The 25,253-nt window shown below is 34.8% G+C and carries 22 protein-coding genes; 8 read left to right on the forward strand and 14 right to left on the reverse strand.

All coding sequences use genetic code 11. The annotated features are described in order from the left end of the window. Positions 1 to 64: 64 nt before the first annotated feature. The 4 genes from HNP25_RS18040 (at position 65) to HNP25_RS18055 (ending at position 6,161) form a co-directional block, all read left to right on the forward strand. Positions 65 to 427 (forward strand): transmembrane 220 family protein, encoded by a 363-nt coding sequence (locus HNP25_RS18040; protein ID WP_184136484.1) that lies wholly within the window; start codon positions 65 to 67, stop codon positions 425 to 427. A 159-nt stretch (positions 428 to 586) separates the two neighbouring features. Then, on the forward strand, positions 587 to 1,459 hold the full coding sequence (locus tag HNP25_RS18045; protein ID WP_184136486.1) for an ABC transporter ATP-binding protein: 873 nt from the start codon (positions 587 to 589) through the stop codon (positions 1,457 to 1,459). A gap of 12 nt (positions 1,460 to 1,471) precedes the next feature. Continuing rightward, a complete protein-coding gene (locus HNP25_RS18050) occupies positions 1,472 to 5,110 on the forward strand; it encodes a M1 family aminopeptidase (protein ID WP_184136488.1) in 3,639 nt (1,212 codons plus the stop codon). A gap of 181 nt (positions 5,111 to 5,291) precedes the next feature. Beyond that, positions 5,292 to 6,161, forward strand: a complete 870-nt coding sequence (locus HNP25_RS18055) for an Rpn family recombination-promoting nuclease/putative transposase (RefSeq protein ID WP_221432504.1) — start codon at positions 5,292 to 5,294, stop codon at positions 6,159 to 6,161. 663 nt (positions 6,162 to 6,824) lie between these two features. Here the strand turns inward: HNP25_RS18055 and HNP25_RS18060 are convergent. The 3 genes from HNP25_RS18060 to HNP25_RS18070 all read right to left on the reverse strand — a co-directional run bounded on the left by HNP25_RS18060 (position 6,825) and on the right by HNP25_RS18070 (position 9,882). Beyond that, positions 6,825 to 7,583, reverse strand: a complete 759-nt coding sequence (locus tag HNP25_RS18060; RefSeq protein ID WP_184136490.1) for a bacteriorhodopsin-like — start codon at positions 7,581 to 7,583, stop codon at positions 6,825 to 6,827. A 123-nt stretch (positions 7,584 to 7,706) separates the two neighbouring features. Beyond that, complete coding sequence (locus HNP25_RS18065) at positions 7,707 to 8,642, reverse strand: Brp/Blh family beta-carotene 15,15'-dioxygenase (protein ID WP_184136492.1); 936 nt, start codon at positions 8,640 to 8,642, stop codon at positions 7,707 to 7,709. 310 nt (positions 8,643 to 8,952) lie between these two features. Further along, positions 8,953 to 9,882 (reverse strand): fasciclin domain-containing protein, encoded by a 930-nt coding sequence (locus HNP25_RS18070; RefSeq protein WP_184136494.1) that lies wholly within the window; start codon positions 9,880 to 9,882, stop codon positions 8,953 to 8,955. Between the two features lie 355 nt (positions 9,883 to 10,237). Here HNP25_RS18070 and HNP25_RS18075 point away from each other — a divergent pair, with 355 nt between their 5' ends. The 3 genes from HNP25_RS18075 (at position 10,238) to HNP25_RS18085 (ending at position 12,213) form a co-directional block, all read left to right on the forward strand. Next, entirely contained in the window at positions 10,238 to 10,465 is a 228-nt protein-coding gene (locus HNP25_RS18075) for an HAD hydrolase family protein (RefSeq protein WP_221432505.1), read from the forward strand. A 257-nt stretch (positions 10,466 to 10,722) separates the two neighbouring features. Then, positions 10,723 to 11,442 (forward strand): sensor histidine kinase, encoded by a 720-nt coding sequence (locus HNP25_RS18080; RefSeq protein WP_184136496.1) that lies wholly within the window; start codon positions 10,723 to 10,725, stop codon positions 11,440 to 11,442. Positions 11,443 to 11,592: 150 nt separating this feature from the next. Beyond that, positions 11,593 to 12,213, forward strand: a complete 621-nt coding sequence (locus tag HNP25_RS18085) for a hypothetical protein (protein WP_184136498.1) — start codon at positions 11,593 to 11,595, stop codon at positions 12,211 to 12,213. 143 nt (positions 12,214 to 12,356) lie between these two features. Here the strand turns inward: HNP25_RS18085 and HNP25_RS18090 are convergent, their stop codons facing one another. The 5 genes from HNP25_RS18090 to HNP25_RS18110 form a co-directional block, all read right to left on the reverse strand. Beyond that, on the reverse strand, positions 12,357 to 12,671 hold the full coding sequence (locus tag HNP25_RS18090) for a hypothetical protein (RefSeq protein ID WP_184136500.1): 315 nt from the start codon (positions 12,669 to 12,671) through the stop codon (positions 12,357 to 12,359). Positions 12,672 to 13,311: 640 nt separating this feature from the next. Then, positions 13,312 to 13,863 carry an REP-associated tyrosine transposase gene (locus HNP25_RS18095; RefSeq protein ID WP_184136502.1) on the reverse strand — a complete coding sequence of 184 codons (552 nt, stop codon included), beginning with the start codon at positions 13,861 to 13,863 and terminating at the stop codon, positions 13,312 to 13,314. 98 nt (positions 13,864 to 13,961) lie between these two features. Further along, positions 13,962 to 14,852, reverse strand: a complete 891-nt coding sequence (locus tag HNP25_RS18100) for a hypothetical protein (protein WP_184136504.1) — start codon at positions 14,850 to 14,852, stop codon at positions 13,962 to 13,964. A 167-nt stretch (positions 14,853 to 15,019) separates the two neighbouring features. Then, complete coding sequence (locus tag HNP25_RS18105) at positions 15,020 to 16,567, reverse strand: right-handed parallel beta-helix repeat-containing protein (protein WP_184136505.1); 1,548 nt, start codon at positions 16,565 to 16,567, stop codon at positions 15,020 to 15,022. A 98-nt stretch (positions 16,568 to 16,665) separates the two neighbouring features. Next, positions 16,666 to 17,139, reverse strand: a complete 474-nt coding sequence (locus tag HNP25_RS18110; protein WP_184136507.1) for a hypothetical protein — start codon at positions 17,137 to 17,139, stop codon at positions 16,666 to 16,668. A gap of 557 nt (positions 17,140 to 17,696) precedes the next feature. Here HNP25_RS18110 and HNP25_RS18115 point away from each other — a divergent pair. Further along, positions 17,697 to 19,649 carry a sialate O-acetylesterase gene (locus HNP25_RS18115; RefSeq protein WP_184136509.1) on the forward strand — a complete coding sequence of 651 codons (1,953 nt, stop codon included), beginning with the start codon at positions 17,697 to 17,699 and terminating at the stop codon, positions 19,647 to 19,649. 315 nt (positions 19,650 to 19,964) lie between these two features. Here HNP25_RS18115 and moeB read toward each other — a convergent pair whose 3' ends face one another. From moeB to HNP25_RS18145, 6 genes are all read right to left on the reverse strand, one after another. Further along, on the reverse strand, positions 19,965 to 21,017 hold the full coding sequence (gene moeB, locus HNP25_RS18120; protein ID WP_184136511.1) for a molybdopterin-synthase adenylyltransferase MoeB: 1,053 nt from the start codon (positions 21,015 to 21,017) through the stop codon (positions 19,965 to 19,967). 177 nt (positions 21,018 to 21,194) lie between these two features. Then, positions 21,195 to 22,307, reverse strand: a complete 1,113-nt coding sequence (thiH, locus tag HNP25_RS18125; RefSeq protein ID WP_184136513.1) for a 2-iminoacetate synthase ThiH — start codon at positions 22,305 to 22,307, stop codon at positions 21,195 to 21,197. Positions 22,308 to 22,480: 173 nt separating this feature from the next. Then, positions 22,481 to 23,251, reverse strand: a complete 771-nt coding sequence (locus HNP25_RS18130; RefSeq protein WP_184136515.1) for a thiazole synthase — start codon at positions 23,249 to 23,251, stop codon at positions 22,481 to 22,483. Beyond that, positions 23,235 to 23,885 (reverse strand): thiamine phosphate synthase, encoded by a 651-nt coding sequence (locus HNP25_RS18135; RefSeq protein ID WP_184136517.1) that lies wholly within the window; start codon positions 23,883 to 23,885, stop codon positions 23,235 to 23,237. The genes HNP25_RS18130 and HNP25_RS18135 overlap by 17 nt, the downstream gene beginning before the upstream one ends. After that, positions 23,882 to 24,637 (reverse strand): hydroxymethylpyrimidine/phosphomethylpyrimidine kinase, encoded by a 756-nt coding sequence (locus HNP25_RS18140; protein ID WP_184136519.1) that lies wholly within the window; start codon positions 24,635 to 24,637, stop codon positions 23,882 to 23,884. Before HNP25_RS18140 ends, HNP25_RS18135 begins: the two co-directional genes overlap by 4 nt. After that, complete coding sequence (locus tag HNP25_RS18145) at positions 24,630 to 25,229, reverse strand: thiamine phosphate synthase (RefSeq protein WP_184136521.1); 600 nt, start codon at positions 25,227 to 25,229, stop codon at positions 24,630 to 24,632. Before HNP25_RS18145 ends, HNP25_RS18140 begins: the two co-directional genes overlap by 8 nt. Positions 25,230 to 25,253: the final 24 nt, after the last annotated feature.

The following is a 25,253-nucleotide window of genomic DNA, read 5'->3' on the forward strand; positions in this document are numbered from 1 at the left end:
AATTAAGGTTATTCAAATACTGAACCATTCACAAAATCACTAATTCACTAAATCACAATTAAAAATGAAATACCTCGGAATAGTTTTTACCATGATTTTCTTATTGTTTGCAGGTTGGCAATACAATGACCCCGATCCAGTACTTTGGATTCCAATTTATTTGGTGGCAGCATATTGTTCGATAAAAGCATATCAAGAAAAAAGTAATCCTGAATTATTAGTTGTTGTTACCTTGATGTCTTTTGTAGCAGGACTAAACACTTGGTTGCAAATGACCTCTTGGGAAGGTTTTTTCTCGGAAGGTGGCGGATTATCGATGAAAACCATCAATCAAGAGTTAGCTCGTGAAGCTTGCGGACTTTGGATTTGTACTTTTGCTTTTATTCTATTTTTAGGAATGTACTTTTTCCAACCTAAAGCAAAATAGTTGTTATAAAATTTAGTTTTAAGGCAAAGCATAAGAAATTTATTTTCTGTGCTTTGCCTTTTTATTTACCATTTATCTAAATATCAATATATTCATCATAAACTAAACAATTAATAAAGCTTAAATCGTAAATTGGAGAAACTCAAAACTCCAAACTTTATGCAACTAACGATTACAAACCTGAACAAGACCTATTCCAATGGCGTTCAAGCACTTCAGAACGTCAATCTAACTATCAATCAAGGCATGTTTGGCTTATTAGGACCAAACGGTGCAGGGAAATCTTCTTTGATGCGTACCATTGCAACACTTCAAGAAGCCGATACAGGTACAATTACTTTAGGCGATATTAATGTACTCACGCAAAAAGAGGAAGTACGCAAAACATTGGGGTATTTACCGCAAGAATTTGGCGTGTATCCAAAGGTTGATGCTGTTACTTTATTGAATCATTTAGCCGTTTTGAAAGGAATCACGAATTCAAAAGAACGTAAAGAATTGGTAGAATCGTTACTTCAAAAAACCAATCTTTGGGAGGCTCGCAAAAAGAATTTGGGGGGGTACTCTGGTGGAATGAAACAACGTTTTGGCATTGCTCAAGCTTTACTAGCTAATCCAAAATTAATTATCGTTGACGAACCAACCGCTGGTTTAGACCCTGCTGAACGCAATCGCTTTTTGAATTTATTGTCGGAATTAGGTGAAAATACCATTGTGATACTTTCTACACACATCGTAGAAGACGTAAAAGAGTTATGTCAAGATATGGCGGTTTTCAACAAAGGACAAGTACTTTATAAAGGAAATCCTTTTGATGCTATTCAAGAAATTGAAGGCAAAATCTGGCGAAAACGTATTCAAAAAGCAGAATTAGCAGATTATAAGAAAAACTTCACGCTGATTTCTGATAAACTCATTGGCGGTTCTCCTGTCATTCACGTGTTGGCAGACAGTAATCCTGATGGCACTTTTGATGCCGTTAATGGAGATTTAGAAGATGTTTATTTTGCAAAAATTTTCGCTAATGCCTAAACCTATACGACTATGTTTTTAGAAATTTTACGTTTTGAATTTAGCTATCGAAAAAACAGAGCAGCTACTTATCTATATTTCCTGATTTTATTTATCCTTTGTTTTGCTGCGGCAACTTCAAAATACGTTACCATTGGCGGTTCGGGTGGCGGACAGTTACAAGCCAATTCTCCCTACTCGCTTTCTTTCATGACTATCATCATGACTTTTGCCGTAACTTTCATTAGTTCAGCAGTGATGGGTGTAGCCGTTTTACGTGACTTTGAACACAAAACAGAATCCTTGATGTTTACCACCACGATGTCGAAATTCGATTATTTGATGGGGCGTTTCTGGGGTTCTTTTTTTGTGATGGTATTGATTTACTCTTCCATTTGGATAGCTTTTATGCTAGGATTTTCGCTTGGCAAATTCCTTCCTTGGGATCCATCTTGGAAAGAAAAAACCATGCACGTTTTTGATGCTTGGCATTATTTTCAGCCATTTATCTTTTATGGTATTACAAATCTTTTCATTCAGGCTACTATTTACTTTGCAGCTGGAACACTCAGCAGAAAACCTTTATTGATTTACACACAAGGGATTATTTTATTTGTTCTCTACGAAATCACAGGAACAATTACGCAAGATTTAGAGAATAAAGACCTCGCATCTTTAGTTGACCCTTTCGCAATCAGAACCTTCCAAATATATACTCAGTACTGGACGCCAGCACAGAAAAATAATCTTTTGATTCCACTAGAAGGCATGATGCTCTGGAATCGTGTACTTTGGTGTGGTATCGGCTTTATTATTTTAGCCATTACTTATTATGCTTTCAGTTTCAATGTGGTTACTTCGTCATGGTTCAAGAACAAGAAAAAGAAAGTAGTGAAAGATGTAGCTCCTACTATCAAACCAGAAAATGTAGTAATTCCACTCGTTCATCAATTCACTAATTTCTCAGCAAATCTTACTCAACTTTGGCAGCAATCTGTTTTTTATGCCAAAATGGTCGTTAAAGAAATTCCATTTATCGCCATCGTTTTTGTAGGCTTTGCAGATTTAACCATTAATTCCTTCTATTTCGGAGAAATGTATGGAACAAGCTCCTATCCAATCACAGCCAATGTTTTAGGCTTTTTGTCGGAATTCGACTTGTTCTTTTTAATCATCGTAGTTTTTTACTCTGGCGAATTAATTTGGCGAGAAAGAACTGTTAATATTAATCTTATCATTGATGCTTTGCCAGTCCCAGATTGGGTTGGATTACTCTCCAAATTCATCGGATTAATCTTTATTTATATCGCTTTATTATTAGGATTAATTTTCTTTGGTGTATGCGTTCAGGTAGCACATGGCTATTTCAATTTTGAATTACCACTCTATTTTGAAACACTTTTTACCGACGAACTTATCTTTTTAGTAGCGTTTACATTACTCTCATTTTTCATTCAGACCATTGCCAACAACAAATTAGTTGGTTTTGCTTTGATGTTCGTTTTCTTTATTATTAATATGTTCATGAGTGGCGCTGGTATAGAACATCCCCTATTTTCATTCAATAGCGGTAGTTTAGGTGGATATTCTGACATGAACAAGTACGGACATTTTGTATCGTCATTCTCTTGGATGAAACTCTATTGGCTGGCTTTTGTAGGTATTCTCTTTATTACATCAGTTTTATTGAGCGTAAGAGGAACAGAATCTTTGATGAAAACTCGTTTAAAAATTGGGCAACTTCGTTTAAGCAAACCTATTCTAACTTTAGCCATCAGTACTTTGGTTGTCTTTATTTCTACGGGTTTTTATGTGTATTATAACACCAATAAACTGAATAAATACATTACCAAAGAAGACCAAGAGAAGCTACAAGTAGATTACGAAAAAACCTTGAAGAAACAATTTGACAATGCTCCACAACCCAGAATTGTTGACGTAAACCTAAAAGTTGAAGTATATCCCGAAGAACGTGATTTTACTGCGGAAGGTTACTTTTGGTTAAAGAATAAAACGACAAAGGTATTAAGCGATATTCTTATCCAGAATGATATTTTGCATAATATGAAGATTGAATACTTGAAATTTGAAGGCGGTTCTAAAGTGAAAAAAGCTTATGATAATTTCGGTTTTACAATCTATCAATTAAGTAAACCTTTAGCCATTGGTGATTCTGTGAAGATGAGCTTCAAAACTAAATTTGAAACCAAAGGTTTTGTCGCCAGTGGTTCAAATACCAATGTTGTGTATAATGGCACTTTCTTCAACAATAATTATTTTCCTTCATTAGGTTATAGCGAAGACTTTGAAATTGGTGATGATGACACTCGTAAAAAGTATAAATTACCAGAAAAAGAAAGAATGATGGAGCAGAATAATCCAATCGGACTTTCACAAAGTTTGTTTGGTGATGATTCAGATTATATCCGTTTTGAAATGGTAATTGGTACAAGTAAAGACCAAACTGCCATTGCTCCGGGTTATTTACAAAAAACTTGGGAAGAGCAAAATCGTAAGTATTTCCATTATAAAATGGATGTTCCGATGGTGAATTTTTATTCAATTATTTCGGCTAAATACGAAATCAAGCGTGATAAATGGAAGAATGTAAACTTGGAAATTTACTACAACAAAGGGCATGAGTATAACCTCGAAAAAATGATTTCTTCGATGAAATCTTCTTTTGATTATTTTGATAAAAACTTCGCTCCTTATCAATATCGCCAAATGAGAATCATGGAATTTCCACGTTATGCCTCTTTTGCACAATCATTTGCCAATACCGTTCCTTTCTCTGAAGGAATAGGTTTTATCCAGAAAATCAATGACCCAGAGAAAGATTTGGACATGCCATTTTATGTAACAGCACATGAATTGGGACATCAATGGTGGGGACATCAAGTAGCAGAAGCAAGAGTAAAAGGCAATGCGATGCTTTCGGAAACACAAGCACAATACTCTGCTTTGATGGTAATGAAACATGCCATTAAACCAGAATTAATGCAAAAATTCTTGAAGTACGAATTGGATAAATACTTGACTGGTCGTGCCAGAGAAAGTAAAAAAGAACAACCATTGGCATTGGTAGAAAGTCAGGGCTATATTCACTATAACAAAGGTTCATTAGTAATGTTTGCTTTGCAAGATTATATCGGCGAAGATAAAGTAAATAAAGCCTTGCAAGATTTCTTGGCAGATTGGAAATATCCAAGTTCGGATGGGAAATACAAACGTTATCCAACCAGTCAGGATTTGTTGAAATACTTCAAAGCCGAAACGCCAGATTCTTTGAAATATATCCTCAAGGATATGTTTGAAACCATTACTTTGTTTGAAAATAAAACAGACAAAGTCAGCTACAAAGTATTGCCAAACAAAACCTATGAGGTAAGTATCAAAGCTATTTCAGAGAAATTCCGTGCGGATAGTTCTGGGAATGAGAAACCAATTTCATTAAACGATTGGATTGATGTTGGTGTGTACGGCGAAGACAAAGATGGTAAAGATAAATTGCTTTATATCCAAAAATACAAAGTAGCTAAGAAAGACAATACCTTCAAAATCATCGTCAAAGAAAAACCTAAAAAAGCTGGAATCGACCCAATCAATAAACTGATTGATAGGCATTCAGACGATAATGTTAAGACGGCGGTTTTAGAGGAGAATTTGTAGTTGAGACGTGAGACACAAGATGCAAGAATAAAGATTTTGTTCTAATACTGGTAGTAGGTTAAGCGAAGTGTTCCTACTTCCAGTATAGAACTCTTGCAAATATTAATTTGGACGAACTTCGGTAATAGCTACAAATATTCATTAGTTCACCTTACATTGTTTATTCTCAAAAATTTACTTCATGGAAACATTATACATTGACGACCAAATATTTATCCCGATAATTTCGGACTATGGCTTCAAAGCGACTTTTGGCAATGAATTAAATACACTTTTTTTGCGTAAATCCTTACAGGCACTCATTAAGTCTGATATTCCTATTAAAGAAGTAATGTTTGATAAAAATACTTTTGAGGGTATCACCCAAGATGGTCGGAGTGGCATTTTTGATTTAGCTTGTAGAGATGAAAATGACAATCATTTTATTGTTGAAATGCAGTATGGAGATGCTCCATATTTTGTTCAACGTATGAAGTTTTACGCTTTGCACAAGTTCAATGCAATGGTAAAACGTGGTAAGTTTGATTATGGGACGTTGACAAAAATATATTGTGTGGCTATTTTAGCTAATGACATTTTGCCTTACAAAGACTATCATACTCTCGCCAACCTAAGAAATGAAAAAGCCGAACTTTTTGATGACCAAATGACGTTCATTACAATAGAATTGGATAAATTTACATTACAAGAAGTTGATTGTCAAACCGATTTACATAAATTGATTTATACGATGAAAACGATACATACAGTGACTCAACCTACACAGTTCCCCAAATTTTGGGATGAAGAATGGTTAAAAGTAGCCATTGACGAGTTGGATAGTCGTAAAATGACACCTGACGAAAAAGCTTCATTAGAGATTTTGATTGCAAGAAATGCTGAATCTGTTAAAGCAGAAAGTCGTAGAATTAAAGAAGCGAGGCAAATTGAGAAGATTGAAACAATTAAAAATGCACTAAAAATGGGTTTGACGGTTGAACAATGTGCTTTACTTGTGAATGTTTCAACAGACTTTGTCATTTCTGTTCAGCAACAAATTCTTGCAAACTAATACTTGTTAGAATTTTGTATTTTGAAATCGTAGGCTCTATTACTGATAGTAGGTTAAGCAAAGCGTTCCCACTACTTAAAAGCAATATTCCATCTTCCTCACAGCCCAATCTATCTAAAAGAATCATCAATCCATCTCGGAGATAGGATAGCCTATCTTTTTCATAGAACGAGCTATCTCTGAGATAGCTTAGCCTGTCTTTTTTGCGGTTTTTTGCGTGAAAAAGATGGGACATCCTATCTCTGAGATAGGTTAACCTATCTTTTTCACGCAACTTTCCGTACAAAACCGACAAAAACCGTAAAATAAAATCAATTGTTTGTAATTCACTTTAATGATTGGTTCATCCACTACTAAAAGTGAGTATATCTTATGCTCTTTGTTCTATTTTGTTATTTTTCACAAAGCGTCCCATCTGACAAAGTTATTATTCAGTGAAAAATATTGGGTATTTATCTTCCTGATTACCATTGTATTTATGATTTTGATGAAGGATTTCCAAGAAATAAATAATGAATGAAGAAACGAATTTTAACGAATTCACGTTTTAAACACAATTCACAATTCTTTCGAGGATGTTATGAGTTGTGTCCAATAGAAAAAGGCAGGGAGTTCCGTTCCCTGCCTTTAAATTTACCCAAATTTTACTTCAACTGATTTACATTATGCAAGTTTTGCTTCTTCGGCAGCGGTTGCATTTTTAGCAATAGAATATACTACTAAGCCAAAACCAATTTTATTGATAGCATCAGCAATGTTGTATGCTAAGTCCACAGGAGAGTTTTTGGTAAAGTCAGCACCTTCTACTAATCCATGCAATATATTACCTGGTAGCATACAATATCCAATCGGATAAATTGCCCAGCCTACCAAAGTAAACCATCTCATCACTTTATAACCTTCTATCACTGCAACATTTCCTGAAGAGGCTGCCAATTTAGAAGCTTCGCCCAGATAGATTTCGTAAATGATTACTGCCCAACCCACCGTCGAGATAATTCCCCACATTACGTTGTGTTCAGGAGTAATTGCTTCACCGATGTAACCTGCTACTAACATCAAAATTGAACCTGCTAATAAGCGTACAAGCATTCCACTTTTCGCACCTGCTGGTTTCAAGATTAAGAAATATTCAATACACATCAACGGAACAGTTAAAGTCCAGTCGATGTAACGGAATTGGGTTGGCGAAGTACCTGTCTCCAACCAAACGCCTCTCATGTAATAATAATGAACAGCGGCAATGAAAGTAATCAATGCCGAGATGAGCAATGAAGTCTTCCATTTGTTGGTTACTGTACCTCTTTCAACAATGAAAAAGATGGAGGCTGCCAACATAGACATATAGCCTGTAAAAAATGTAAATCCGATGTAATCACCTGCTTGGAGATTACCATTCAAGAGGATGTTGAATGTGTCCATGATATAAAGATTGAGTTATAATGAATTATTTGAATATGAAATGATAATATTTTAATATGATAACATTATGTTCAGTTTTATGTTTCAAAAAAGAGATAAAAGAAACATAAATTTCACAATGTATTATTTCATTTGATGAGTAATAACCAAATGGGGAAGCGTAATTAGCGAAATGAAAATGAATAAAATCGAAAAAGGGTCAAATGATGCCGCAAAAACATTACAATACCAAAGAAAAACACACAAAGACACAATTGCTAAGATTGTAAAAGGAAGTGACTTCAAATAAATGTATTTGAACGAGAGATTAGGGGCATCTTCCCTGAGATAACCATAAATATTATCGAATGCACACAATGCGTGCCATCCTCCAAAATAAAGTGCAAAAGCAGGCAAAAGAGGCAAATAAGCCGATGAAACAAGAATGATTAACAAGCGAAACATACGCTCTTTCTCAAAATTGATTAAATATTGTGATTGGGCAATGATAAAAATGGTGGTGAAAGACAAGCCCAACAAATAAAGTATCGGTTTGACATTCATTTCGATAAAACTCCAGCTTTCTATCAAATTACTTTGGGTTCCAACCATTTTGAATACGATTGGTTTTACTTCATCAACATGGGTTAAAAGGATAAACGATAAAATATAAAATCCGTAAATCAATTTTGTAAACGACCAAATCAAAACACCTTTAGGTACTTTTTCTAAATCTGTTTCACCAAAATGCCAAGCTGAAATAACTAAGAAAATTAATAAACTTAATCCTGAAAACAAGTACCATACCAAGGCATAAATCGCCATTATTAGTAAGTATTTCAATAAAAAATTCCTTAAATGATAAGTTTTATTCAGCTTTTTATAGATTGCTTCTTGAATTAAATGGTCTAAAGCACCATGAGGAATACCCGTTAAAAGTATCAATGATATAAAGATAATTATCTGGACATTTACTGATAATGCAGTTGCGAAAAACTGCCAAATCAGTAAAATAAAGCATAACAAAACCGTTAGCCAAGTAGGGTTTCTTTGAAGTATATTGATTACTTGAACTTTCATTTTTTTTCAGATTAAATAGCTTTGTTTCAATTCATTTTACTTTTTGGAGTATTTCATCAATAGCCTTTTTTAGGTGTAATTATGAGAGATATGCCGACAATAAGAAATAAAAGATTTAATTCTGTTGGATAAGAGACTTTCAAAAATTTCTGGTAAAAAACATTATAAGGTGAAGGGGGAATTTTACTGTTTAGTAAGGATTGGAACGTTTTTGGGGAAGCAAGAACTACAAATCTTATATCGAAAAAGAGAGTGAAACACCTTTAAAATTACTTTCATTGGTGTTTCACTTTCTTACTAAGAAAAAGGATTATGGTAATAACACTTTATCAATTACATGTATTACTCCATTAGTTGCTAATACATTAGCTGCCGTAATATTTGAATTACCGCTAGTTTTGCCTACAACTTTAGCACCACTTGTTAAATCAAATCTAATTTTTGCTGTATTTACAGTTGCTACTTCGCCAGTTACATTTGGCAAATCAGTTGAGAATACTCTGCCTCCTACTACATGATATAAAAGTACATCAGTAAGTAATTTTTTATTTGCAGGGTCTAATAATGTAGCTTTCGGAATTGTTTTGTACAACTCATTAAATGCTGCATTGGTTGGAGCGAAAACAGTAAGTCCAGTCGTAGAAGCATCTGTCAAAGCTTTGGCTACCGCAGGATCCGCTGCAAGTACTAACGAAGTAAGTTCTGAGAAATCGGCAGTAGTCTTTGCTATTTGTACAAGGCTTTTCGATGGTGGTACAATAACGTTGTCTATTATATGTATCACTCCGTTTGTAGCATCTATATTCGTGCTAATAACTTTGATGTTTCCGTTGATATAAACACCTGATGGATTAACTGAAAAATAAATGTTATTGGCTGTGTTTAAAGTATTACCTGTACCACTTTTTACATCAGCAGCCAAAATTTTACCGCTCAACACATGCGAAGTTAATATTGGAGTAAGTGCTTCTTTACTCAAACCATCTAAACTAGTAATACCAGCTTTTCCAAAAGCAGCATTATTAGGAGCAAAAACAGTAAAAGGCCCAGTACCTTTCAAGGCAGTTACAAGGTCGGCCTTGGTGAGAGCTGCTGTAAGCGTTGAAAACTGAACATCCGCAACAGCTACATCCACAATAGTTTTAGAGGGGGCAACATCGTTATCTTTATCACACGCAGAAACGCCCAAAGAGGCAAACAAAAGAAAAATAGGTAAAATGAATTTTTTAGTAGCTTTCATTATTATTATTATTTTAGTACAAGCACCCATGCTCTTGTGTTGTTTAGAATTAGTAATGTCACCATGGGAGTAACATTTTTCAAGAATTGCAAGTCTTAATATTAGAACCATCCAAAAACACTTTTGTTTAATATTTTATCAAAATAGTTAAACAAATGTGTAATTTTTAAGACATATATTACTGATTTTGCGATTAAAGGGGCTTTTTAGCAGACAAAAAACTATTACTAAAATACTTTAAAGCCTCATCCTTAAAGGCTTTTTTAGTGTAGATTTTCTAAAATCCAGTGAGCTTTGCTCTTTTAGGTTTTCAGTTGATGAAAGTCAGTTTTACTTCATTCTTAAAACCTTACTTTTGAATAGGCTTTCAAAAACGAAAGTTTCAGCATTAATTGATTATCTTATTACCTTATCTAGGAAAAACAAACAGAAAGTTTTGGCAGTCATGGGCGATGGCATTAATGATGTATCTGCCATTAATGTGACTGAAGTAGCAATTTCGGTAGAAAATCCAGTGGATGTAGCCAGAGAAGCGGCTGATGTTGTTCTGATGAAAAAAAACTTAACATTGAACTGGTACTAAGTTTTTATGAGCTTTATGCAGTTTGACTGAGCTGACATTTCAACCATTCGTACTTTTCCTACATCAGTAGTAAACCAATAAAAGTAAAATATCACCACTATTAATGGTGAATATAAAGTTAATTAACAAATAATATATATAAAGTAAACTAAACCTTCTCTTTAAACGTAAGTTTACATGTTTGCTATTGGTTCTTTACAAAAAGTACTGAAATGAGTAATCCCCACACACAACAAACATAAAATATTGTACAAGAAATGACTAGGCAAAAGATTAGTAGTGAAGAAGAGGATAGACTTAAAGAAGTACAACGTTTTTTGGAGTTAGATTTTAATAAATCATCTGATTTTCAAGATATTGTTGACCTTGCTGCCCAGCTATGCGATAAACCTGTAGCCCTAATTACAATTTTGGATAAGGATGTAAATAGGATAAAGGTTAGGTCGGGAGTAACATTCGAAGTAATGCCAAGAGAAACATCTTTTTGTCAATATAGTGTGCTGCAAGATGAAATTCTTATCATTCCAGATGCTTCAAAAGACTATCGCTTTGAAAATAATCCATTGGTACTGTCAGACCCTAATGTACGTTTTTATGCGGGTGTGCCATTAACTTTAGATAATGGGTTGAAACTTGGCACACTTTGTTTGTTTGATTTAAAACCCAATAAACTAACAGCTTTACAAGAAAAAACGCTTGCTGTACTTTCAAAGCAGGTAACTTGCCTAATGGAATTGAAATTGGGACAAATATTACTAAAAAAGCAAGTAGAGGAGACAGAAGCTAAAAATGAAGCACTCAAAAAAATTGCTTTCATGCAATCACATGATATCAGACATCCCCTATCTTCAATCATGTGTTTGGTCGGTATGGTAAAAGATGGCATTCATCCTGTTGATAAAGATTGGTTAAGTATGCTTTCAGAAGCAACAGATACTTTAGATAATAAAATCAAAGACATAATTAGAGAAACTTAGTAAATATGGGGCGAAGACTCTATTCTAAGATTAGTATGTATTACAAAAACGTAACGCCAAGCGGAGCTAATTTTCTTAAAAAGATTTGATATATTTAGCCAACTGTTATAAGTTGGTAAACGTATCAAATCTCTAAGTATTTAACAAGCCATGAAAAAAGCATTCCTTCTATTTACCCTATTGTTTTTATCATATCTTACTTCTTTGGCTCAGCGAAAAGAGGATAGCCTTTATGTGTTTATTGGGAAGAAAATAAAAGTCAATAAATTTAAGCCAAAGCTTGAAAAAGGAGTTTTGTTAATGGATGGTGCCTACAAAGCAAAGTATAGAATTATTCAAAATGTTTATGGTGACTACAAAGGTAATACTATCAAGTTTGAAGCTTACGACCATTATGGTGTACCAGCTTTTTCAAAATATAAAAATGTAATGTTATTCGTTTCGAAATCAAACGGTAAACTATATCATGAAAAATATCAATACCTAGATGTCTATAAAACTAAAAAAGGCAAATGGGCAAGTCCGTACAAGTTTTATTTATATCAATATAATAGTAATATCAAACCTGAATTAATTGATTTTGCCGAGGATGTCACTTATGATACTACTATTGTAGGAGCAAGAGAAAATTATTTACAGACTGTCTATCCATCACCATACTATAAAATTGTTGGTAACAAGGCCGTTGCAGTGTATGGTAACTATTTAGAGGAATTGTTTGAACTGAAAAAAATACAAGTCTTGAAAGCTAGAGGTTATTTTAAAAACTAATTGCCAAGACCCAGTCCACAACTTAAAAAATTATAAAATGCTTTGCATTTTTGCAATGTAACATTGCAGTACTCACTGACGTGGTGAAAACACTACGCCAAGCGAGGGTGAACTACTACTACAAAGGTAAAAGAACGTCACGCTCATCCTGGCACAGCAGGAATTTCTACTTTTAAGTTGCCCGTTGCTTTTGAAAAATTAATATTCAGATAGAGTTTTCTTTCTATGTCACGCTTACTCTCAAGTAAATCAAAACTTTCCATTCCGATACATTTAGATAATGTTTGATATAGTTCGTTGATTTTACATTCTTGTATTTCAATCAACATCGTTAGAGCAATATCCGAAAACTGTTTAAAATCAACAATGTCTCCATACTTATCTACAATTTGTTGTATCGTTCTGATAGCAAGATGCCTTTCTTCGTTTGTATATGCCGTCCAAAATATATTTTTCATTTTAAATTGATTGCTTTAAGATGGTCAATAAGCGTTTCTGCCACTAGTCGTAGGTTCTCCTACGACTTCCAAAGGCAAAAGAGCGTCTCGCTCTTCAATATTATACTCATGGCATTAATACCAAATTATTTTGAGAACCAACACTTTTTTGTCAGTCATGCCATAAGTGATGTAAGAATCTCCTAATATACAAAATTGAGCTTTAATACAACACTCCCGCTTTACAACTCACTTTGAGTGAGCTGGTACTCCGTTTTTAAGAGCTTCAATACAGTTTAAGCGAGCTGGTACTCCATTTTTGGGAGCTACAATACCGTTTAAGCGAGCTGGCACTCCGTTTTTGGGAGCTTCAATACAGTTTAAGCGAGCTGGTACTCCGTTTTTAAGAGCTTCAATACGGTTTAAGCGAGCTGGTACTCCGTTTTTGGGAGCTACAATACCGTTTAAGCGAGTTGGTACTCCGTTTTTATGAGCTTCAATGCAGTTTGAGAGAGTTGATACTCCCTTTTTACGAGCTTCAATACAGTTTAAGCGAGCTGGTACTCCGTTTTTGGGAGCTTCAATACAGTTTGGGCGAGCTAGTCGTAGGTTCTTCTACGACTCAAAAGAAAAAAGAGCGTCTCGCTCTAAAACGCTACCATTATTCTATAAACACTAAATCTATTACTCCTTTTCTATTGCCATAATAATCTCCACAGCTACTATGTAGCCATTCTTCTGCTTTCGCTACAAAGCCCATTTCGACGGGATTCTGATGAATATAATTTAATCGCTGAACAGTTTTATAATGAGTATCTAATTCAATGGGGTGATTATGTTGCATCCAAAATTGAAAGTCTATATTACGTTGATTCTTTTTCCCTGCACGTTCAAACATCCAAAGTATCCACGACTTTCTGCTTTCTAATTCACTACTTTCAATGGCTTTCCTTATATGACGAGAAGTAAAGCTTTTAAGGTCTCTTACAATATCAGATAAATTTCCTTTTTCTGTGCCAATTATCATGTGAATATGACTGGTCATAATGCAATAAGCATATACTTCTAAGCCTTTATTTTGCTGACAATAAGCTATACTTTCATAAAATATCTTTCGATAATCGTCTCGAATGAAAGCATCAATCCAATTTACGACAGTGAACGTAACAAAATACAACTTGCTGTTATCATGGAATTTGTATTTACGTGCCATAGGATTAAAATGTTGAACTGTTTATGATTGCGAGCGAGACGCTCTTTTTTCTTTTGGGTCGTAGGAACGCTTCGCTTAACCTACGACCAGTGATTGTATTACTGCATAACCTGATAGTAATACATGTAAGTTGTTGACGCCGCCAATGCAGTAGGTCCTGTTGTTAAATTAAAGGCTGTAGCCGTTGTACCATTGCTCTGACCATTAGCTGGTACATAAACTGTATTCATGCCCACAGCGTTCACATTAGCCTCTTTGATAATTACTATTGGTGCGGTGCCATAAGCAACATTAAAGCTAATTGAGACTAATACAGCATTTGCCATTGGAGATGTTCCAGTAATGATAGTAATCGTCCCACATAAATCTGAACCTGTGATACTTATAGTTGGTGAAGTCCCCGCTCCTATTCCTGCTGAAATAGTAGGGGCACTAGTTCCGCCCTTTAAGTGTTGGATTTTAGCAGTGCCTGTTACTTGAAGCTTATCCCCTGAGTCTGTTGTAGAACCAATTAATACGTTACCACCAAAGTAAGACTTTGCTGTTCCAACATTATAAATTCCCCAATTATTTGCCCCAGCAGGAACGGAGCTTTTAAAAGCTATATTAGTATTCCCTGCTAAAAGTGTACTATCTACATAAAAACCTACTTGTTCTGCTATAGTATTATTACTTCCAAGTGTTCCTTGACTAGCGATATAATGGACAATTGACCCAATGTTTAAATTATTGGCAGTTCTTGTGGCCGATCTAAAATAGTAAGCACTAGTGCTAACATCAGTCTGTATTGTTCCTCTACTCCAAACTCCTGTAGCAATTGTTGAGCCTCCGACATTGGCATCTACTCTAAAGTTTGTTGTAGACTCCGCCGTTATTCCTATTGCTTGATTGACCAAAAAGACATTCGATGTAGATAATAGTTTACTAACTATTTCATTCCCAGTATTAATTTGTTTCCAACAAAATGCTCCTGTTTCAAAACAGTACATGAATTTAGCAGTTTTGTTTTGTGTTAATACAATGTTTGAATTACCTAATAGTTTAAATGTATTACTGTTTACTAGCGTTATATTTTTATTCGAAACATTTTCAACATTAATTATTGTATTTAGTATAGAAGCATCGATGCCTGTTATGCTTAAATCAGCAATGGGATTTAAATATATATATGGGGATTGACAGGTGTTATTACAGTATTATCTTGAGGTGATATTGTAAATGAATTTTCAGATGTATTATCACTAAAATAAAAAATAGAGCCTAGCTTAACAGGTCTTTTGTTATATGGTAATAAAATAGCCTTTTGAGCATTCCTTGTTAAATGATTATTTTTGATGATAAAATTCTCACTCTCTGCTAATTCATGGTTATTATCAATATATATCCCATACTGTTGAGTTTTATTCACTGTTACATCTCTAGAATCATAACAAGTATTGTTTTCTATTAATATATTTTTGGTAGGAAAGTATGAAGTCAATGCATTTACTATAGGAACAGAATTTAAGCAAATACCGCTTCTCCTACTATTTACATTGCCATCAAAGAAGAAAGCCCTAATGCCGTTATCCCAACAAAAATTACCTAAAACGCTAACATCTTGATTACTCCCAATGCCTATACCTTCTAAATTATTATTAGAGGCTTTGCAGTTTTGTATAATAATATTTTTACCGATAGGATTGTTGGTTGAAAATGCATTAAAACCAATGTCAATACCTAAACCTGTGTTCCAATGGGTATTACAATTAATGATATTGAGCCCATCAATCTCACCATTATTATAATTTTGAGGAGGTCTGGTATAGATTCCAGCTCCGCCATCATAATAATTCAACAAATCTTGTCCATTGTAAGAAAATGTAGAGTTTAATATATTCATACCGACTCCTAAAACTAGTCCATCAAGTCCAGAATTTGTAACCTTTATATTGTCAATATAAGATTCAAGTCCCATATAAAACTCTGTACCTTTCGTGGCTACATTATTATCAATTAAAACACTAATTCTATCAGCTTGAGGATTTGGCATTTGGCTGGTATATCTTCCACAATTGTCAACTATCGAGTTTGTGAACTTAAAATTAGGGCAATTTTGTATTGTTAATCCTCTATTTCTAGTGTTTATAATCTTTACATTATCAATCGTGAGGTATTTCTTTTGATAGGCATTTATTCCTAATATGCCATTAGTAGCCGTGCCTATATTATTGGTATTATTACCATCTAATATAATACCTGATACAGTAATATTATGATTCATAATTGCTAAGATGCTATCTCCATTTGCAATAGTGCTATTGTTCTTCAAATAAATCGTAGAATTGTTCCCTATCAATGATTGATACAATTCAAATTTTTGATTAACCGTTATCGAAGCATTAGCCTTTAATATCAACGATTTTTGTAATAATTTAGCAGCTAGGATTGCATTATTCAAGGTAGAAGTATGGTCTGTTTCACCACTTACCTCAAACCATGTAAAAAGGATATTTTCATCAACAACTCTCTCCAACCTCTTGCCTCCAGTAGTTACTAATAAAGTACCTACATTATCTGTTCCTGTGGTATTACTTGGGTTGTACTTCCAAAAACCTTCTTTGCCTGCTTCTGAGCAATAAAATAACTGAGTTGTAGTTACTTCCGAATCGGACAATAACCTTAACTGACTAATGGTAAAACCTGTATCTAAATAATTTGACATAAATGTTGGTGTTGTTTAATTTGTGTAAGTTCTACTGAATAAAGATTAAAAATTGTGTCACATCGGGAGTGTTCACTGAACTGTGTCTTTTTCGTGAGTTACTCTGTTGTTGGTTTTTTCTTTGGTCTTGATTGTGCCTTATATCTAAGGGCAATCCTTGCTACAAGTTCTTTGATAGCACCATCTTCTTTAGCAGCACTTTTTAGTAAGCCATACACTTTATCAGAAGTAACCATTGCATCAGAACTTGCAGCATTCATAGTATCATCAACTCTTGCTAACAAATCTGCCAACGCTATGCGTACACTCCATAGCTGTCCAATCAAATTCACATCCCGTTCAAATTCAGGCGTATCAAAATCTCCAGTCATCTTATCAGGATACTTTTTAGCTCCTTCTAAGCAAAGTCCAACATACTCCACACTAGCAGGTCCCATTGTCCTTCTGGGACTTTGGTCTGTGGGCGTACTAATCAAAAAAGGTAAATGGGTTTTCACTTCTTCGAGTGAGGCGAGGGCAGCGGTTTTTTCTGCTTCAGGCAAAACCGCCGAAATTTTGTTTTGGATAGACATAAAAGATATATATTAAAAGGTTAAAAACTCTAGGTCATACTCGCTATCAAGGTGTTATACTTGTTTTTCAAGCTTAAACAAACCTAAAAAATAAGTGTTTATTTTACAAACTTTTTGCCCATTTTGTACTCCGAAACTTATTAAACGGTAATTAAGTAACTACACAAAAATTATCAGGTATAAATATTATTTTTTCCTTGGGTGTACAAGCTGTAGCGGTAACCCTTGCGGTTACCGTTTGACCGCAATAAGAAACGGTAACCGTAAAGGTTACCGCTACAAGTACTATTTCAATAAGTATTAAATAAAGCATAAATTTAAAATACCCGAAAATATATGGTCTATTGCTTAGTATATGTAATTAACTGGGAAATGCTCATGGCATGAATATCAAATTATTTTGAGCATAAACAACCTTCTGTCAGTCATGTCATGAGTAAACACGCCAATGAGTCATATCTAAACCTCAACAATTTCACCCAATCCCAACAACAACCTGCAATTTTATAAAGCCTTTCTTGTAATTTCGACGAAACATTAATCTGTCACTCTCTATTATGAAAAAAATCCTTATTATCTGCTTAACGTTTCTTTCCGCAACAAGCTTTGCACAAGTAAAATTGGCTAGGCTTTTCTCCGACCACGTAGTATTACAAAGACAAAAACCAATTCCTGTTTGGGGTTGGGCAAATGCTAATGAAAAAGTAAGTGTTTCTTTGGCAGGACAATCACAAAGTACACAAGCTGATGCTTCTGGAAAATGGATGGTTAAGTTTTCTCCTTTAGAAGCTGGTGGACCTTATAAAATGACGGCAACTGCTAAATCTGGAAATGTCAGCGTAAACGATATTTTGATTGGTGAAGTTTGGTTATGTTCAGGGCAATCAAACATGGAATGGAGAACCTCGCAAGCCAATAATTTTCAAGAAGAAAAGAAAAATGCTGATTATCCAAAAATCAGACATTTTTTCGTAGAGCATGACGTAACCATGACGCCTCAAGCTGATTTAAAAACGGGCGAGTGGAAAGTGGCTTCTGCCGAAACAGTTGGAGATTTTACAGCAGTAGGTTTCTTTTTTGCTCGTGAATTATATCAAAAACTAAATATTCCTATTGGCTTGGTTCATTCTTCTTGGGGTGGTTCGCAAGTAGAGGGTTGGATTAGTAAAGAAGGGATGTTAAGTAATAACGAACTAAAAAGTTATGCCCAAAACTTACCCGACAACTGGAAAGATGCCGACCATTTCCATGACCAAAAAGTGCAGAAACAACTTTTAGGAACGAATATCAATCCAACTGTAGCCGACGAAAAGAAGTATTTGGAAGCCAATTATGATATTTCAAAATGGCATTATGCGGATAATCCGATGGGACAATGGGACTGGAAAGGCATTTGGGCGTATCGTGGTTCGGGTTATATGGCTCGTTATATTGATGTTCCAGCAGAATTTCTGAATCAACAATCTACTTTGGCTTTGGCTGAAAACGATAGTTATAATGAGATTTATATCAATGGCAAATTGGTATCGGCTGGTATTATCAAAGGTGTTCGTAAAATCACCGTTCCAGTGAATACTTGGAAAACAGGGACTAATCTACTGGTTATCAAATTCGGGAAAATGATTAGTCTGCCTTGGTATGGTTTAGGATTACAAGGTTCAATCAATGATTTGTATGTTGAAACGGCTAATCAAAAGATTGCTATCGCTAACAATTGGCGATTGATGCCAGCTTTTGCAGAACCACATGAATATGTACACACAAGTAATAATATCGGTACTACGATTTATAATGCCATGATTGCCCCAATTGTACCTTTTGCCATCCGTGGTTCATTGTGGTATCAGGGTGAAACCAATGCAGGCAGAGCTTATCAATATCGCCAAAGTTTCCCCTTGATGATTGAAGATTGGCGTAAGAAATGGAATGATGATTTCTCTTTTTACTTTGTTCAGTTAGCCAATTATGGTGGCTACCAAAACAGTAATCAAGGAAGTAATTGGGCAGAATTGCGTGAAGCACAAACAATGACACTTTCGCTACCTAAAACAGGTATGGCAGTAATTACAGACATTGGCAATCCTTATGATATTCACCCAACCAACAAACAAGATGTTGGTCATCGTTTAGCGATAAATGCCTTGAAAAAAGATTTCGGACAAAATATTGAATACAGCTCACCAATGTTTGATGCTGTTGCTTTTGATAATGCCAAAGCTACTGTTAGTTTCAAACACATTGCCAAAGGTTTACAAGTAAATGATAAATTTGGTTATCTAAAAGGCTTTGAAATTGCTGGCGAAGACAAAGTTTTCCATTATGCTAAAGCTGAAATTGTAGATAATAAAGTAGTAGTTTATCATCCAAAAGGATTGAAAGCCATTGCTGTAAGATACGCTTGGGCAGATTCGCCAATGGATGCCAATTTATTTAATTCAGAAGGCTTACCAGCCAATTCATTCAGAACTGATACTTGGCAAGGAATAACAGTCAATAATAAATTTGAATAGCTTTAGGCTTTCTTTTGATTTCTCTATTAAGCTATGGATCTAAAATTACTCAAGATAAGTTAGACAAGTTTAAATAAAAGCTTCAACAATATTCCTATCATGATATTCGTACTTATTAAGAAGTTTATCACAGATTTACAAAATTAAGTACTTAAAATAAGTATATTTGCAATATTTTTTACTACTAGCTTGAAAAAATAGATAACAAAGTAACTCCTTCACAAGGAGTGATAAAAATATAAAAATGGTTAATGTTTAAAGTCGAAGCCACTTTGGTTTCGGCTTTTTTGTTTTCTGGAAAACAGATAAACCCGTTCAAATTCCACCAACCAAATTCAAAAACCTTCCCTCCACTCCTGCTGATTTTAATAATTCAATGGCTTTTGCACTTCGTAAACCTGTTTGACAACAAAAAACGATTTCTTTTTCTACATCAAGCTCGTGAATACTTTCTAATAAATCATCTAAAGGGATATTGATTCCACCGATATTATCACGCTCAAATTCGTGTGGATTTCTGACATCAATTAGTTGAAAACTTTTCTCTTCCTCCAACCATTTTTCTACGCTTTCTTTATCAATTGTATCCGTATTTCCTATCGGGAAATCACCACAAATCACCTGATAATCAAGTAATTTTGAAATGTTTTTATTTTCAGAAATCGCTTTAAATTTAATAATTTGCGAACGCATTGAAAGCATATCAAAAACCAATAATTTACCAGACAAGACTTCTCCAGCACCCGTAATCATTTTAATGACTTCTGCCGCTTGCATCGTTCCGATAATGCCTGCCAAAGTACCAATCACTCCTATTTCAGAACAATTTGGGACGCTTCCTGCAGTTGGCGGTTCTGCATATAAGCAGCGATAGGTTGGGCCATTTTGATAATTGAAAACCGATACTTGTCCTTCAAACTTAAAAATTGAACCTGATACAAAAGGCTTTTTCAGCATCACCGAAGCATCATTGACCAAATAACGAGTGGCAAAATTATCAGAACCATCGACGATAATATCATATTGTCCAAGGAGTTCAAGAGCATTTTCAGCATGAAGATTTACAGGAAAAATCTCAATATTTACATTCGGATTAATGGCTAACAAACGCTCTTTGGCAACTGCTACTTTCTTTTTATTGAGGTCGGCAGTAGTATAAAGGATTTGTCTTTGAAGATTAGAAATAGAAACTGTATCAGCATCTACAATGCCTAAATTCCCTACGCCTGCCGCAACCAAATACTGCAAAATTGGACAACCCAAACCACCTGCACCGATTACCAATACTCGTGCATCATTCAGTTTTTGCTGACCTTCTAAACCAATTTCTGGTAAAATTATTTGGCGATTATAACGCTGAAAATCCATTTTATTAACTTATTTAGTGATTTAGTGAATTGTGAGTTATTGATTGGAAAGAAGGTTTATCCAAATTGAGTCCCCTAAAAATTCACTTATTTTAATTTAAAAATCACTAAATCACAACTCACTCAATCACAATTCACTAACTCACAATTGAAAAATAATCACTAAATCACAATTCATTCATTCACTAAATATAATCCAATCCTTCCAAACAGGCTCATAGCCTTGTTCTTGAATCATTTTGGCAATTACTTCAGGACTTCTTTCGTCTGAAATTTCAAATTGTTCCAAAGATGCTGGCTCTACAACATAACCCCCCGGATTGGTTTTTGAACCCGCACTCATGGCAGTAATACCCAATTTAATAATGTTATTTCTAAAAATTTCGTTCTCTCTTGTCGAAATAGACAGTTCTACTTCTTCCTTAAAAATTCTGTACGCACAAATCAACTGAACCAATTCTGCATCCGACATTACTACTTTGGGTTCTAATCCTCCCGAAAATGGTCGCAATCTTGGAAAAGAAATAGAGTACTTCGTTTGCCAATATTGTTTTTCTAAATAATCTAAGTGCAAAGCGGTAAAAAAAGAATCCGTTCGCCAATCTTCCAAACCAATCAAAACACCCAAACCCATTTTATAAATTCCTGCTTTTCCTAATCGGTCGGGCGTTTGAATTCTGTACTCAAAATTAGACTTTTTCCCTTTGGGATGGTGTAATTTATAATCTTCTTGATGGTACGTTTCTTGATAAACCAACACAGTATTCAAGCCTTCAGCAATCAATTCGGTATAATCTGTTTCATCCAAAGGCTGTACTTCCATTGAAATATGTGAGAAAAATGGACGAATTAATTTGATAACATTTTTCAAATAAGGCACGCCAACGGTCTGATTTGCTTCGCCTGTTACGAGTAGAACATGGTCGTAATTCATAGATTTTAGCATGGCTACTTCTGCTAAAATCTCTTTATCTGTCAGCGTTTTTCGTTTGATTTTATTATCAAAACTAAAACCGCAATAAGTACATATATTTTGACATTCATTCGACAAGTACAAAGGAACGTACATTTGAATGGTTTTACCAAAACGTTTTTGTGTTAATTGCTGACTTACTTGTGCCATTTCTTCCAAAAATGGCATGGCAGCAGGCGAAATCAAGGCTTTGAAATCTTCTAAATTTCTTCGAGAAGTATGTAAAGCAAGACGCACATCATCAGCAGTTTTCGACAAAATACTCTGCTGAACCTCCGCCCAAGAGTATTGTTGAAAAATATTTTGAAAGAAATTCATGTCTGAATGATTGAGTGAATTAGTGATTGAGTGAGTTAGTGAATTTGAGTGTGGTTTTAATTAATAAATTGCATCAAACTGATTCATTTATTCTTCATTTCAAAAATAAACATCTCATTATCATTGAAATAACCTTATAGTTGAAATTAAAAATTCACTAACTCACTCAATCACTAATTCACAATTGAAAGAAATCCCGTCAGCGGGCTACTGGCAATGGCGTAATTTGTCTTTGGGGCAAGTCGGGCTTCATAAGCCATTCTTCCTGCTTCAACTGCCATTTTAAAAGCTTTTGCCATTTGTACTGGATTTTCAGAAACGGCAATTGCCGTATTCACCAACACCGCATCCGCACCCAATTCCATCGCTTTTGCAGCATCCGAAGGCGAACCTATGCCTGCATCCACCACCACTGGCACATTACTTTGCTCGATGATGATTTCTAAAAAATCTATTGTTTTCAAACCTTTATTTGTTCCGATTGGCGAACCCAGAGGCATTACAGCAGCCACGCCAACTTCTTCCAAACGCTTACACAAAACAGGGTCGGCATGGATGTAGGGCAACACCACAAAACCCAGTTTTACCAATTCGTCCGCTGCTTTCAAGGTTTCAATTGCATCTGGTAAAAGGTATTTTGGGTCAGGATGAATTTCTAATTTCAACCAATTAGTTTCCAAAGCTTCTCTGGCTAATTGTGCGGCAAAAACCGCTTCTTTGGCATTTCTCACGCCCGAAGTATTGGGTAATAAATTGAACTGTGGGTTACTCAGGTGACTCAAAATATCATCCGACTGTTGATGCAAATGCACTCTTTTTAAAGCCACTGTCACCAATTCAGAACCAGATGCCAACAAACTTTCTTCCATCAAAGTCAGTGATGAAAACTTACCTGTACCCGTAAAAAGTCTGGATGAAAATTCCTTATTAGCAATACTCAACATGATATTTTTCGTTTAAAGCTTTGATAAAATCACCTACAACTTCCGAAGGTTTTTCAGCCAAATTAATCACCGACGAAACCGCTACTCCATGCAAACCAGCCAACATTAAATCTTCAACATCACTCAATAAAACGCCGCCAATGCCTACTATCGGCAAATTCAAACCTGCTATTTTGCATTGAGCCAAAAGACTTTGATACTTTTCTAAACCCAAAATCGGACTTAAATTTTGTTTGGTTTTAGTAAAACGAAAAGGACCTAAACCGATATAATTTACTTTTGCTTTATGCAAAAAAGCGAGGTCTTCAAATGTATTAGAAGTACCACCAATGATAAAATTTTCTCCTAAAATAGCTCTTGCTTCCATTGGCGAAGCATCGGTTTTGCCCAAATGCACGCCATCTGCTTGAATCTCTTTGGCAATTTGTACATTGTCGTTAATAATCAAAGTTGCTCCGAAAGCCTTACAAATTGCTTGTGTTTTCAAAGCTGTTTGTTTCCAAGTATCAAAATCTTGATTTTTTACTCGGAGTTGCACCCAATCTGCACCGCCTTCGCAAGCCAAACGAGCTTGTTCCCAATGCGGAATGTGGGCTAAATCTTGTGTGATATAATGTAATTTTGAAATCTTCATGTCTGAAAATGGTAAGCCAATAAATTAGGATTACTCTTTAAAATTTGATTCATGTACAGCTTGGCATTTGCACAAGCTTGCTGAATAGAAAGAGATTTTGCCAGATTAGCCGTGATTGCCGAAGAAAGTACACAGCCCGAACCATGTTTTTCTCCGTCTGGAATTCTCTCGGATTTGAAATAAAATTTTTGATTTTCGACTAATAAAATATCTTCACAAAACGCATTTTCTGAATGTCCACCTTTTAAATAGACCTGACAAAATTCACTGAGTTTCAACGCTTTTTCTTCATCTGAAAATTCGCCTTGTATCAGTTGTCTTACTTCTAGCAAATTGGGTGTGATGAGGTAAATCTTTTCCAAGATTTTTTCTAATAAAACCACGTTGATTTCTGAGTGAAAATCAAAACCTGCACTGGCTTTTAGAATGGGATCCCAAATAATTTTCAAGTTTGGATTCCAACTTAAAAGTGTCGAAATGATTTCGTCTAAATTTTGTAAAGATTGAATCAAACCAATCTTTACAAAATCAATGGAGTACTTGTCAAAAAGTAATTTTGCTTGATGAATAATTTGCTCGTTATCGAGCCAGTTTACACCTTCAAAATAGCTTTCGTCTTGAAAAGTAATGGCAGAACAAACACCAAAACCGTAAGTTTCTTGCTGTTCAAAAGTTTTTATATCTGCCAAAACGCCTGCACCAGCACTTGGGTCAAAGCCCGCAATACTTAATACAAAAGCTCTTTTATTCATGTTGCTTTTCTTCTAGAAAATATTTTTCCCAAACGGAACCCATCATTACAAAGCCCTGAAAGCCAATCCTTTCCAATAATTCTTTATTTTCCTCACAAATGCCACCTAAGGCAAAAACAGGAATTTCACTTTTCCGAACTTGAAAGAAAAACCGTAATTCATCCATCGTAAATGTACCGATGTAATCTGTTTTTGAAATACTTTTTAGAATAGGACTCAAAAAGACATAATCAGCTTTAAAAGCTAAATTCTCAATGGCATTCAAAGTATGTAATGAAAAACTAACGCTAAGTCCTCTGTTTCTGAAAAGCTTAATCATGTTTGACATTACGGTTTCATCCATGTTTTGTCGGACGGATTCTGTAATATGAATTCCTTTGAGATTATATTTCTTAATCAGTTCATGATGTGAATGCAGTACAATTTTTTTGTAAAACTTTGCAGGAATACTTCTTAAAAAATCCTCTAACTGTTTCAAGGTTTTATCAGGTTTTCGGAGGTGAAAAATTAATGATTCCTCCATCAATAATTGCTCAATGATGGCGATTTCACCTTCAAAATCAGTCGGATTTGATAGAATTACTTTTTGCATATATAAGATATTTAGTGAATGAGT

This window comes from Arcicella rosea, assembly GCF_014204325.1.
GTDB classification, from domain to species: Bacteria; Bacteroidota; Bacteroidia; order Cytophagales; family Spirosomataceae; genus Arcicella; species Arcicella rosea_A.